12 protein-coding genes and 1 pseudogene are annotated in these 12,949 nt (G+C 64.4%); 8 read left to right on the top strand and 5 right to left on the bottom strand.

The features are described 5' to 3' along the window. The first annotated feature begins 64 nt into the window (after positions 1–64). The 7 genes and pseudogenes from zwf to G7026_RS16165 all read left to right on the top strand — a co-directional run bounded on the left by zwf (position 65) and on the right by G7026_RS16165 (position 6,999). Positions 65–1,507 carry a glucose-6-phosphate dehydrogenase gene (gene zwf, locus G7026_RS16190; RefSeq protein WP_181071946.1) on the top strand — a complete coding sequence of 481 codons (1,443 nt, stop codon included), beginning with the start codon at positions 65–67 and terminating at the stop codon, positions 1,505–1,507. Positions 1,508–1,582: 75 nt separating this feature from the next. After that, complete coding sequence (locus G7026_RS16185) at positions 1,583–2,083, top strand: hypothetical protein (RefSeq protein ID WP_181071945.1); 501 nt, start codon at positions 1,583–1,585, stop codon at positions 2,081–2,083. A gap of 30 nt (positions 2,084–2,113) precedes the next feature. Continuing rightward, positions 2,114–2,641 (top strand): annotated as a pseudogene (ectA, locus tag G7026_RS22665) (diaminobutyrate acetyltransferase); the annotation flags it as partial. A 63-nt stretch (positions 2,642–2,704) separates the two neighbouring features. Next, the gene (ectB, locus tag G7026_RS16180; RefSeq protein ID WP_258190321.1) at positions 2,705–3,982 is read left to right on the top strand and encodes a diaminobutyrate--2-oxoglutarate transaminase; all 1,278 of its coding nucleotides are present in this window, start codon (positions 2,705–2,707) and stop codon (positions 3,980–3,982) included. A 16-nt stretch (positions 3,983–3,998) separates the two neighbouring features. Further along, positions 3,999–4,397: an ectoine synthase gene (locus tag G7026_RS16175; protein ID WP_181071944.1), complete on the top strand. Its 399-nt coding sequence runs from the start codon at positions 3,999–4,001 to the stop codon at positions 4,395–4,397. A 137-nt stretch (positions 4,398–4,534) separates the two neighbouring features. Beyond that, positions 4,535–5,443, top strand: a complete 909-nt coding sequence (gene thpD, locus G7026_RS16170; protein ID WP_181072072.1) for an ectoine hydroxylase — start codon at positions 4,535–4,537, stop codon at positions 5,441–5,443. Between the two features lie 125 nt (positions 5,444–5,568). Beyond that, a complete protein-coding gene (locus G7026_RS16165; protein ID WP_181071943.1) occupies positions 5,569–6,999 on the top strand; it encodes an aspartate kinase in 1,431 nt (476 codons plus the stop codon). Here the strand turns inward: G7026_RS16165 and G7026_RS16160 are convergent, their stop codons facing one another. The 5 genes from G7026_RS16160 to G7026_RS16140 all read right to left on the bottom strand — a co-directional run bounded on the left by G7026_RS16160 (position 7,000) and on the right by G7026_RS16140 (position 11,404). Continuing rightward, the gene (locus tag G7026_RS16160) at positions 7,000–7,770 is read right to left on the bottom strand and encodes a cytochrome c oxidase assembly protein (RefSeq protein WP_181071942.1); all 771 of its coding nucleotides are present in this window, start codon (positions 7,768–7,770) and stop codon (positions 7,000–7,002) included. Further along, entirely contained in the window at positions 7,771–8,241 is a 471-nt protein-coding gene (locus G7026_RS16155) for a DUF2243 domain-containing protein (RefSeq protein ID WP_181071941.1), read from the bottom strand. An 82-nt stretch (positions 8,242–8,323) separates the two neighbouring features. Continuing rightward, entirely contained in the window at positions 8,324–10,225 is a 1,902-nt protein-coding gene (locus G7026_RS16150) for a M48 family metallopeptidase (RefSeq protein ID WP_181071940.1), read from the bottom strand. A gap of 23 nt (positions 10,226–10,248) precedes the next feature. Then, positions 10,249–10,842 carry a LemA family protein gene (locus tag G7026_RS16145; protein ID WP_181071939.1) on the bottom strand — a complete coding sequence of 198 codons (594 nt, stop codon included), beginning with the start codon at positions 10,840–10,842 and terminating at the stop codon, positions 10,249–10,251. Positions 10,843–11,209: 367 nt separating this feature from the next. Continuing rightward, positions 11,210–11,404 carry a hypothetical protein gene (locus G7026_RS16140; protein ID WP_181071938.1) on the bottom strand — a complete coding sequence of 65 codons (195 nt, stop codon included), beginning with the start codon at positions 11,402–11,404 and terminating at the stop codon, positions 11,210–11,212. A 186-nt stretch (positions 11,405–11,590) separates the two neighbouring features. Between G7026_RS16140 and trhP the strand changes: the two genes are divergently transcribed. After that, positions 11,591–12,949 carry a prephenate-dependent tRNA uridine(34) hydroxylase TrhP gene (trhP, locus tag G7026_RS16135; RefSeq protein WP_181071937.1) on the top strand — a complete coding sequence of 453 codons (1,359 nt, stop codon included), beginning with the start codon at positions 11,591–11,593 and terminating at the stop codon, positions 12,947–12,949.

Below are 12,949 nucleotides of genomic sequence, written 5' to 3'. Positions count from 1 at the left end.
GGGCTTGTAGTTATACTACAAGCTGGCGGCCAGCGCCCACCCAACCTTCCGGGGGAAGCATTCGATGTCCACATCCTGTGACATGCTCGTGTTTGGCGGCACCGGCGATCTGGCCCTGCACAAGCTGATTCCCGCGCTCTATCACCTGCACCGCGACAAGCGGCTCAATGATGGTGTGCGCATCCTCGCCTTGGCGCGCCAGGAACTCGACCGCGACGCCTACCTGGCCCTGGCCGAGCGCCATTGCCGCGCTCAGGTGGCCCAGGCCGACTTTCAGCCCGAAACCTGGCTGGATTTCGCCCAGCGCCTCGATTACTTCACGCTCGACGCCACCCAGCGGGGCGAGTTCGTTCGCCTGGCCCACCACCTCGGGCAGCAGGACGGACGGATCCGCGTCTACTACCTGGCCACCGCACCACGCCTGTTCCGCGACATCGCCTCGCATCTGGAAAGCGCGGGCCTTGCCGGTCAGGCGTCGCGCATCGTGCTGGAGAAGCCCATCGGCCATTCTCTGGACTCGGCGTTGGAAATCAACGAGGCCATTGGCGAGGTGTTCGCCGAGTCGCGGATCTACCGGATCGATCATTACCTGGGCAAGGAGACCGTGCAGAACCTCATGGCGCTGCGGTTCGCCAACGCCCTGTTCGAGCCCATCTGGCGCGCCGGCCATATCGAGCACGTGCAGATCAGCGTGTCGGAAACCCTGGGCGTCGAGAATCGCGGCGGTTACTACGACCACGCCGGTGCGATGCGCGACATGCTGCAGAACCACCTGTTGCAGCTGCTGTGCCTGGTGGCGATGGAGGCCCCGGTGCGCTTCGATGCCAAGTCGGTGCGCGGCGAGAAAGTCAAGGTGCTCGAAGCGCTCAAGCCGATCACCGGCATGGACGTGATGGACAAGACCGTACGCGGCCAATACACCGCCGGACGCATCGGCGGACATGACGTGCCGGCCTACTACTTCGAAAAAAATGTCGACAACGACAGCGATACCGAAACCTTCGTCGCCGTTCAGGCTGGAGTCGACAACTGGCGCTGGGCCGGTGTGCCCTTCTATCTGCGTACCGGCAAGCGCCTGGCGAAGAAGAGCTCGGAGATCGTGGTGACCTTCAAGCCGGTGCCGCACATGCTGTTCCAGAACGGCCAGGTCAATCGCCTGGTCATCCGTCTGCAACCGGAAGAAAGCATCAGCCTGCAGCTGATGGCCAAGGCGCCCGGCAAAGGGATGCAACTCGAACCCGTCGAGCTCGACCTCAACCTGGCCCAGGCGTTTCGCCAGACCCGCCGCTGGGAAGCCTACGAGCGGTTGCTACTGGACGTCATCGAAGGCGACTCCACACTGTTCATGCGCCGCGACGAAGTCGAAGCGGCCTGGCGCTGGGTAGACCCGATCCTCAAGGGCTGGCAGGAACATTACCGCAAACCGCGACCTTATCCTGCCGGCAGCGACGGCCCCGAGCAGGCGCACCAGCTACTGGAGCGCAAGGGCTTTCGCTGGTGGCAATGAGCGGTACCGCCGTCTGAAAAAGCCGCCTGCCCTGCATCGCCGATAGCCCGCGCTCATGCGGGCTGCGGCCCGTTCATGCACTGTTTCAAACTGGATATTTTCATTGGCCGTTCGATCGCCATAAACAACTATCTATACGCACCGCTGACAAGATTCGGTTACAGCTTTATTTACTCCTCGCGCAGCGAAGGTGAACTTCCTGAGAGAACGCTTAGTTCAGCCGATATCTCTCGCTCAGATCAGGCCGTTAGCAGAGCCGACTATCAAGCGCACCGCCACGGTAGTTTCCGGGCCTATATCCGCGTGCGCTCCATTGCGAACTACCCGACTGTACCAGCCGGATCGACGAACGGCAGCAGCCCAGTAAAATCAACGCCTACAGAGCGAAAGACCGGGAAAATCCGCCGTGACCATGGGCCACAAAAGCTGAACTGTTTCTGCGCGACAATGACTGAACAGGCTCTTGTCCGCTGCGCCATTATTTATCGCAACGCAACGCGCATATTGAACGCGCAATCAATTAACCGCGCCGCGTTAATTCAAGCCAATGAACTACTGGATATCAGCAGGCGATAGCAGTCCTTGGGTTGAGATAATCGCTTCGATGTGTTTAACCTTAAAAAGGATTCGATAACTAAAACCAAGGAACTTGTTTTGATTTCTGTACCCGTCACCCTCCGTCGCCCTACCGACGGCGACGGCCACGACCTTCATTCACTGGTAGCTCGCTGCCAGCCGCTGGACACCAATTCGGTCTACTGCAACCTGCTGCAGTGCTCCGATTTCGCCGACACCGCCATCGCCGCGGAAAACGCCCAGGGCGAACTGGTGGGCTTCATTTCCGGATACCGCCCCCCTTCGCGCCCGGACACCCTGTTCGTCTGGCAGGTCGCGGTCGATGCGTCGATGCGCGGTCAGGGCCTGGCCCTGCGCATGCTGCTGACGCTGACCGAGCGGGTCGCCGCCCAGGGCGTGCGCTTTCTCGAAACCACCATCTCGCCGGACAACGGCGCCTCGCAAGCGCTGTTCAAACGCGCCTTTGCCCGTCTGGGCGTGCAGCACAGCATCCGCACGCTATTTTCCCGCGCCGAGCATTTCGCCGGCCGCCACGAGGACGAAGTCCTCTATCGAGCAGGTCCGCTGCAGCCGGCCACGGGTGAAAGCGACATCCCCAGAAGAACAACGAGAGGAGACTCCATGAACATTTTCGAACTGCACGAATCATCCGTCCGCAGCTATTGCCGCTCCTTCCCGGTGGTGTTCAAGCAGGCGCAGGGCGCCGAGCTGGTGACCCGCGAAGGCAAGCGCTACATCGACTTCCTCGCTGGCGCCGGCACGCTCAACTACGGCCACAACCATCCGGTGCTCAAGCAGGCACTGATCGACTACATCAGCGCCGACGGCATCACCCACGGCCTGGACATGTATTCGGACGCCAAGGAGCGCTTCCTCGAAACCTTCAGCCGACTGATTCTCACGCCACGCGGCATGGACGGCTACCTGATGCAGTTCACCGGCCCGACCGGGACCAACGCGGTCGAGGCGGCGCTGAAGCTGGCGCGCAAGGTCACCGGCCGCAACAACGTCATCAGCTTCACCAACGGTTTCCACGGCTGCAGCATCGGCGCCCTGGCAGCGACCGGTAACGGCCACCATCGAGGCGCTGCTGGCGTCGCGCTGAGCGACGTGAGCCGCATGCCCTACGCCAACTACTTCGGCGAGAAGGTCAGCACGGTCGCGATGATGGACAAACTGCTGTCCGACCCTTCCAGCGGCATCGACAAGCCCGCCGCGGTGATCGTCGAGGTGGTCCAGGGCGAAGGCGGGCTGAACGCCGCCTCGGCCGACTGGGTTCGCAAGCTGGAAAAGCTCTGCCGCAAGCACGACATGCTGCTGATCATCGATGACATCCAGGCCGGCTGTGGCCGCACCGGAACCTTCTTCAGCTTCGAAGAGATGGGCATCAAGCCGGACATGATCACCCTGTCCAAGTCGCTGTCGGGCTTCGGCCTGCCGTTCGCCATGCTGTTGCTGCGCAAGGAGCTGGATCAGTGGAAGCCGGGCGAGCACAACGGCACCTTCCGCGGCAACAACCACGCCTTCGTCACTGCCGCTGCGGCCATCGAGCATTTCTGGCAGGACGATCAGTTCGCCGCCAGCGTGCGCGCCAAGGGCAAGCGCATCGCCGATGGCATGCAACGCATCGTCCGCCGCCATGGCCCAGATTCCCTGCATCTGAAGGGGCGCGGAATGATGCTCGGCATCGGCTGCCCGGACGGCGATACCGCCGCCGCGGTCTGCCGCCACGCCTTCGAGAACGGCCTGGTGATCGAAACCAGCGGCGCCCACAGCGAAGTGGTCAAGTGCCTCTGCCCGCTGATCATCAGCGACGAGCAGATCGACAAGGCACTCGGCATCCTGGATCGCGCGTTCGCCGCGGTGATGGGTGAGCAGGCCGCCAACCAAGCGTCTTAAAAAAGGAGAACAGAACATGATCGTACGTACCCTCGCTGAGTGCGAAAACTCGGACCGCAAGATCGTCACCGAAACCTGGGACAGCACCCGCATGCTGCTCAAGGACGACAAGATGGGGTTCTCCTTCCACATCACCACGATCTACGCCAACACCGAGACGCATATCCACTACCAGAACCATCTGGAGTCGGTGTACTGCATCAGCGGCAACGGCGAAATCGAGACCATTGCCGATGGCAAGATCTACACGATCGAGCCCGGCACCCTGTACGTCCTCGACAAGCACGACGAGCACCTGCTGCGCGGCGGCAGCGAAGAGATGAAGCTGGCCTGCGTCTTCAACCCGCCACTTAACGGCAAGGAAGTGCACGACGAGACCGGCGTCTACCCGCTGGAAGCCGAAACCGTCGCCTGATAACGGGTTCGCCCATTGCGTGCCAGAGCGTAGGGAGGGTGAAACCCGCCAGCACGGAACCACCCAGGTATCGCTGCGGCGGGTTGCACCCGCCCTACAGATCCGAAGGAATCCAAGGAGAACTTGAAGTGAATCCCGTGCAAGCAGACCTCTACCCCTCGCGCCAGCAGCCCCAGCCGAGCTGGCAGGAGCGTCTGGACCCGGTGGTCTATCGCAACGACCTGGAAAACGCGCCGATTTCGCCCGAGCAGATCGAGCGCTTCGAGCGCGACGGCTACCTCGTGATACCGAACCTGTTCAGCGCCGAAGAAGTCACGCTGTTTCGCCAGGAGCTCGACCGCATGCGCCAGGACTCGGCCGTCGCCGACTCCGGCAAGACCATCAAGGAGCCCGGCAGCGGCGCCATCCGTTCGGTATTCGACATCCACAGCGACAACCCGCTGTTCGCCCGCATCGCCCGGGACGAGCGCACCGCCGGCATCGCCCACTTCATCCTCGGCGGCGAGCTCTACGTGCATCAGTCGCGGATGAACTTCAAACCCGGCTTCAACGGCAAGGAGTTCTACTGGCACTCGGATTTCGAGACCTGGCACACCGAAGACGGCATGCCGCGCATGCGCGCCTTGTCCTGCTCGATCCTGCTGACCGACAACGAGCCGCATAACGGCCCGCTGATGCTGATTCCCGGCTCGCACCGGCACTACATCCGCTGCGTTGGCGAAACGCCGGAGAATCACTACGAAAACTCCCTGCGCAAGCAGGAAATCGGCGTGCCGGACGACAACAGCCTCACCGAGCTGGCGAACCGTTACGGCATCGACACCGCCACCGGCCCGGCCGGCAGCGTGGTGTTCTTCGATTGCAACACCATGCACGGCTCCAACGGCAACATCACCCCGAGCGCGCGCAGCAACCTGTTCTACGTCTACAACGCGGTCGACAACGCTGTGCGGGCGCCCTTCTGCGGACGCAGTCCACGCCCTGACTTCGTCGCCGAGCGCGACGATTTCGCACCGCTCGCCATCGCACCGCAACGCTACCGCTGAAGACGCTGGCGGGCATGGCGCCCGCACCGCCTGCCCGGCCGCTGCCTGCCGGGAGGACGAATTCATCGAGCGCCTCCGCCCAGCACCCCGACAGGGTCGGCGAAGGCCTGAACAATGGGAACACCATGCACACCGTAGAAAAGATCGGCGGCACCTCCATGAGCCGCTTCGAAGAAGTCCTCGACAACATCCTCGTCGGCGGACGCCAGGGCAGCGCGCTCTATCAGCGGGTGTTCGTGGTCTCGGCTTACGCCGGCATGACCAACCTGCTGCTCGAACACAAGAAGACCGGCGAGCCGGGCGTCTACCAGCGCTTCGCCGACGCCCACAGCGAGGGGGCCTGGCTCGATGCGCTCGAAGGCGTGCGCCTGCGCATGCTCGCACGCAACGCCGAGTTGTTCGGCGGCCAGTTCGAACGCCAGTCGGCCAATGCCTTCATCAACGCCCGCATCGACGACGTACGCGCCTGCATGCAAAGCCTGCAGCAGCTGTGCAGCTACGGCCACTTCCAGCTCAGCGAACACCTGATGAAGGTCCGCGAGATGCTCGCCTCGCTCGGTGAGGCGCACAGCGCCTTCAACACCGTGCTCGCCCTCAAGGGGCGCGGCGTCCGTGCTCGGCTGGTGGACCTCACCGGCTGGCACCTGGAGTCGCCGCAACCGTTCGAGCAGATGATCCGCGAGAGCTTCGAGGGCATCGACCTGGCCAGCGAGCTGGCGGTGGCCACCGGTTACACCCATTGCAGCGAAGGGTTGATGAATACCTTCGACCGCGGCTACAGCGAGATCACCTTCGCCCAGATCGCCGCCGCCACCGGTGCGCGAGAGGCGATCATCCACAAGGAGTTCCACCTTTCCAGCGCCGATCCGAACCTGGTCGGTGCCGACCGCGTGGTGACCATCGGCCGGACCAACTATGACGTCGCCGACCAGTTGTCCAATCTCGGCATGGAGGCCATCCACCCGAAGGCGGCGCGTACCCTGCGGCGGGCCGGCGTGGAGTTGAGAATCAAGAACGCCTTCGAACCCGAGCACGGCGGCACGCTGATCAGCCAGGATTACAAGAGCGAGCGGCCCTGCGTCGAAATCATCGCCGGGCGCAACGACGTGTTCGGCATCGAGGTGTTCGATCAGGAGATGCTCGGTGACGTCGGCTACGACATGGAGATCAGCCGCCTGCTCAAGCAGCTCAAGCTCTACGTGGTGAACAAGGATTCGGACGCCAACAGCATCACCTACTATGCCGATGGCTCGCGCAAGCTGATCAACCGCGCCACCCGGCTGATCGAGGAGCGCTACCCGGCCGCCGAGGTGCGGGTGCACAAGCTGGCCATCGTCTCGGCGATCGGCTCGGACATGAAGGTCAACGGCATCCTCGCCCGAACCGTCGCGGCGCTCGCCGCCGCCGGCATCAGCGTGCAGGCGGTGCACCAGTCGATCCGCCAGGTGGAAATGCAATGCGTGGTGCGCGAGGAAGACTACGCCGCCGCCGTCGCCGCGCTGCATCAAGCGCTGATCGAGCCGGAGAACCACGGCGATGTGATCGCCGCGGCCTGATCAGCGCGACAGGCCTTGTGGTGCAAGTACACCGGCGCGCCAGCGCCTGCCCTGCCGACCGGCGAACAGCAACGCTACCAGCAATAGTTCGGCCAGGCTGCCGCCGTAGTACATCAGGCGGGCAGCCGCCTCCAGCTGCTCGGGCATGAACGCCGTGCCGCGAGGAAATCCGTAGCCATACATCAGCTTGGCGAGGATGCCGTGGGCGGCGATGGCGACGAACAATACGCCCAGCCGCAACCCGAAACCTGGACGGGCCGGCGCCGGATCGGGGCCGGCGATCGACCAGGCGAACAGGTAGCCGGCCAGCAGGAAATGCAGATGCAGCCAGCCGCCCAGCAGCGCGTCCTCCAGGCTGGCGGCGAACAGCGGCGTCAGGTAGAGCAGATAGAGCCCGCCGACATCCAGCAGCAGCGCCGTCACCGGGTGGGTCAGCGCCAGCATGGGCGCCGAGCCGAGTACTAGCACCGCTTGCCGTGCATGGCGCTGCGGCAGGGTGCGCAACAGCAGGCTGAGCGGCCGGCCGAGCATCAAAGCGAGCGGCGCGAACATTCCCAGCAGCAGATGCTGGAGCATGTGCCCGCGCGGGTCGGCGTGCGCCCACGCCATCAGCGGCGGCAACAAGGCCAGCACCAGCAACGCACAACCGACGACGAAACTCCCCAGCCGGAGCCCGTCCCACTCGCCGCCGGCGCGCAGCCGCACGACGACCCCAGTCAGGTAGGTGCCGAGCAGGAGCGTCGGCAACAGCCAGGCGAAGGTGTGCAACATTTAGCCCCGCGCCCCTGACGTAAGGCGCGCACGACGCAGCAGCACCAGACCGATCGCCAGCAGCAGCAACGCCGCGCCGTTCCAGGCGAGGTCGTAAAGCAGCAATGGGTCCACATAGCGCACCTGATGCAGGCGCAGCACCTTGTGGTTGACCAATCCGTCGAACAGCTGGAAGCCGCCCATGCCGAGGAACAGGCCCGCCCACGCATGGCCACGCACCAGTTGGCCGCTGCGCTGCAGGTCGGCATAGAGAAAGAAGCCTGCGACCAGCAGGATCACTTCAGCGGCATGCAACAAACCGTCGGAGAGCAGCCCGACGGCAGACGTGGAGCGATCGAAGAAATGGTGCCAAGCGAGAATTTGGTGGAAGAGGATCTCGTCCACCGCGGCCATCAGGCCGATACCGATGAGCAGTGCCGCAAGCAGCGAGCGGCGCGGCAACGCGAGGTTGGAAGCAGGCGGCTCGGCCATGGTCGACTCCACGTGACACTGGAGTCCAAGTGACCGCCGACGGGTATTGCCGGTTCGCCGCCGCTCGGCGGCCCGCGCCGGCTCAGGGCGCCAGCAGCGGCGGCATCGGGCAGTCGAGGCTATCGGCCACGGCCCGCATCAGCTCGGCCTCGGTGGCACTGATGCGTCCGTCGTGCCCGATGCAGCGCGCCATGGCCTTGAGCAGACGCGGTTTCTGCAACGGTTTGAGCGACACCAGGCGCTTGAGCGCCGCGTCTAGTGCCTTGAGACCTGCGGCCTCACCTTCGCGCATCGTCAGCGTGAATGGCAGCTCCACCTGCGCCGCGTCGAAGGCCTGACGTGCTTCGTCCAGCTCATCATGTCCGGCCAGCGCCAGCGCCGACAGCAGCACCGCCACCTCGTCCTTGACCGCCTCGAGCGAATAGCGGGCATCGATCCGCCGCGGACCGGCGATGTTGCGCTCGACGATGCGCAGCAGGCTCCATTCCATCAGGCTCACCTGCCGGTCGGAGAGGATCAGCGCACCGAGGTTCTGCTTGAGCCTGATCAAGGCCTCGCGCTCGAGTTGCTTGAGTGCCGGGATGGCCAGCTCCAGCAGTGCCAGCCGCTGGCCTTCACGTATCCGATCCAGCGCCGACTGTAACTGAGCCATGACCTGGCGGACATCGCTCGGCGCCGTCTCCAGCAGATCGATCTGACGGCCCCGCACGGCCGGGTCGGCGTCGATCAGCAGGCCGTAGACCAGCGCCTCGGCCCCATGGCAACGGTGCGCCGCGTCGACCAGCATCGGCGGCAGGCGGTCGAGGGTATCGCGGGCGGCCTGCAGATGGGCCGGCTGCGGATCGCCGATGGTGGCGATCGCCTGCTCGGCATCCGCCTGGGCGTACACCTCGGCCGCCGAGCCGCCCGCAGCGAGGCCGGCAACGGCGGGATCAGGTCTGAACGGTGACCCCGTCACACTCGGATCGACATAGGGAAACTGCCCGTCCCAGCCGGGTTCGACGCGGCGAATCCGCTCCGGCAGAGGCGGATGGGTGGCCATCAGCCCGGCGATCCCGGCCGAGACGCCCTGGCCGAAATACATGTGGCTGAATTCGGCGGCGTTGGCTGACTGCAGCCGTGAACCGCCAAGATGCCCGCCGATCTTCTTCAACGCACCGGCAATGCCCGACGGATCGCGGGTGAACTGCACCGCCGCGGCATCGGCGAGAAACTCCCGCTGTCGACTGACCGCTGCCTTGATCAGGTTGCCGAAGAAGGTACCGGCATAGCCGATCACCATCAGGGTGCCGCCGATGGCGAGCACGGCGGCCACGCCATTGCCGCGGTTGCTGCGGCTGCGGCTCGAACGTCCGCCGCTGCGCAGCACGAACTCACCGATCAGCCCCAGCAGCAGAATGCCATGCAGCACCGAGACCAGCCGGGTGTTCAGGCGCATGTCGCCATGGAAGATGTGGCTGAACTCGTGGGCGATCACGCCCTGCAGCTCCTCGCGGGTCAGCAGCGTGATGGCGCCACGGGTGATGCCGATCACCGCGTCCTGGGGCGTCAGCCCGGCGGCGAAGGCATTGATGGCCGAATCGTCCAGCACATAGATCGGCGGCACCGGCGTGCCAGAAGCGATGGCCATCTCCTCGACCACGTTGAGCAACCGGCGCTCCTCGAAGCCCTGGGGCTCCAGATTGATCAGCCGCCCGCCCAGGCGTTCGGCCACCGCCTTGCCGCCGCGGCTCAGCTGTACCGATTTGAACAGGCTGCCCAAGAGCACCACGCCGATTACCACCACGCTGACCAGACCGATCAACTGCCAGTCGATGCCGACGCCCTGACTCAGGGCATAGCTGTCGTACTGGCCAAGCAGACGCAGCGCGAATCCCAGGGCCACGCTGGTCAGGGCGATCAGACCCACCACCGCCAGCGCCAGTAGCATGATCAGGCGGCCGCTGTTGCGCTTGGCACGTGCCTGCTGTTCGAAGAAATTCATCATGGCATCCGTGCGCAGAGACGTTAGAACGAGACCTTGGGTGCGGCCTGGATCACCTCGCTGTCGGCGAACTCAAGCAGGCTGGCATCCTGCCCATGGCCGAAGGTTGGCGCCAGGACTACCGGCGGGAAGCTCTGCTTGTAGGTGTTGTAGTCCATCACCGCGTCATTGAAGGCCTGCCGGGCGAAAGCCACCTTGTTCTCGGTGCTGCTGAGCTCTTCGCTGACCTGCTGCATGTTCTGCGAGGCCTTGAGATCCGGGTACGCCTCGAGCGTCACGTTCAGGCGACCCAGGGCGTTCTGCAACAGGCCTTCGGCGCCGGCCAGCTGAGCCATGCTCTGGGCATTGCCCGGCTGCGCCGCGGCGGCCTGGAGCCCAGCCACTGCGCCGTTGCGCGCAGCGATCACCGCCTCGAGAGTCTCGCGCTCGTGTGCCATGTAGGCCTTGGCGGTTTCCACCAGATTGGGGATCAGGTCGTAGCGGCGCTTGAGCTGCACTTCGATCTGGGCGAAGGCATTCTGGTAGCGGTTATGCAGGCTCACCAGCTTGTTGTAGATGCCGATGACGTAGAAAACCACCACGGCCAGGATGGCCAGGAAGATGAGGGTCGAAAGCATGTCGATGTCCTTATCGGAGCAGAGAAGAGAGCCCGCGATAGTAACGAAAACCACGGGGCGCGCTGTGATCCGTTGCCGATGCTCGACGCACATCGGCCCGCCTGATCACCTCGGGAGCCGAATGGCCGGCGCACGGTGGCTGGACTTGCAGAAAGACCGAAGATTATTAGCGGTCAAGACTGGGCGTCCCCGACCGCTCCCACGGTGGCGTGGGACATTCCCGTTCGTATTCGCGGCAACGCCGCTCCCAGGAGTGAGGCGCTATGACGATCGGCTGCGTGCCTGTGGGAGCGGTCTCGACCGCGAACGGCTCGGCGCCGAGAAGCTCGGCTGCACCACCGGAGCCATGGCTAGCGGCCGGATCGAATTACTCGCGGTAATTGTCCTCTTCGCGCATATGGACGGTTTCGATGTACCGCTGGGCATCGTCGAGTCGCTCGAAGCGCTCGACGCAACGGGCTCCTTGCCGCGCCTCGTAGTGAACCTGTGTATCGCCCGCAACGCCGGTGCGGCACTCGAACACGTAATACCCGTTGGCACTGGCGACGACTCGGTCCGGCATGCTGACCTCCTGTTTCGCTCTCGGCTGCACCTCCCGGTGAGGCGCAGCCCTCGTCTAATAAGAGACCGGTGCGTCCTGCGGCAATTCCCCACAGTCCCGAAACCCTCGAAACGACTCGCCATCGGGAGCAGCAACACGACCGTAGCGTACAATCCCACACTTTTTACAAGCCTTTGAGCCCGCAGCATGTCATCCCTACCACGCACCGAACTCCTGTCCCCCGCCGGCACCCTCAAATCCATGCGCTACGCCTTCGCCTATGGCGCCGATGCCGTCTATGCCGGCCAGCCGCGATACAGCCTGCGGGTGCGTAACAACGAATTCGACCATGCCAACCTGCGCCTGGGCATTGACGAGGCCCATGCCCAGGGCAGGCAGTTCTATGTGGTGGTGAATATCGCGCCGCACAACGCCAAGCTCAGGACCTTCCTCAAGGACCTGGAGCCAGTGGTGGCCATGGGTCCGGACGCGCTGATCATGTCCGACCCAGGCCTCATCATGCTGGTGCGCGAGCATTTCCCGGAAATGACCATCCACCTCTCGGTCCAGGCCAATGCGGTGAACTGGGCGACGGTGAAGTTCTGGCAGGCCCAGGGCGTGAGCCGGGTGATCCTTTCGCGCGAGTTGTCGCTGGAGGAGATCGGCCAGATTCGCGAGCAGGTACCGAGCATGGAGCTGGAGGTGTTCGTCCACGGCGCGCTGTGCATGGCCTACTCCGGGCGCTGCCTGCTGTCGGGCTACATCAACCGACGCGACCCCAACCAGGGCACCTGCACCAACGCCTGCCGCTGGAAATACAAGACCCACGAGGCGAAGGAAGACGAACTGGGCAACGCCGTGCAGCGCTATGAACCCATCGTGGTACAACCGGCCAAACCGACCCTGGGCGTCGGCGCGCCGACCGACGCGCTATTCCTGCTCGAAGACGTCAGCCGCCCCGACGAACTCATGGAGGTCAGCGAGGACGAGCACGGCACCTACATCATGAACTCCAAGGACCTGCGCGCCATCCAGCACGTTGAGCGGCTGGTGCAAATGGGCGTGCATTCGCTGAAGATCGAAGGCCGCACCAAGAGCCACTACTACGTGGCGCGCACCGCCCAGGTCTACCGCAAGGCCATCGACGACGCGGTGGCCGGCCGGCCGTTCGACCGATCGCTGATGGACACCCTCGAATCCCTCGCCCACCGCGGCTACACCGAGGGCTTCCTGCGTCGCCACGTACACGACGAATACCAGAACTACGAACGCGGCTTCTCGCTCTCCGAGCGCCAGCAGTTCGTCGGCGAGCTGACCGGCGAGCGCCGCGACGGCCTCGCCGAGGTGATCGTCAAGAACCGCTTCGCCGTCGGCGACCGCCTGGAGCTGATGACGCCCCAGGGCAACCTCAACTTCACCCTCGACCGCCTGCAGAAGAAGAGCGGCGAGCGCACCGACGTTGCGCCCGGCGATGGCCACGTGCTTTACCTGCCGGTACCCAAGGGCGTGGACCTGCGCTACGGCCTGCTGATGCGCGAGCTCGACGGCGCCACCACGCGCGGCTGA

This window comes from Stutzerimonas azotifigens (assembly GCF_013522725.1).
In the GTDB taxonomy this organism is placed as follows: Bacteria; Pseudomonadota; Gammaproteobacteria; order Pseudomonadales; family Pseudomonadaceae; genus Stutzerimonas; species Stutzerimonas azotifigens_A.
This window is presented reverse-complemented; position numbering and strand designations above follow the sequence as displayed.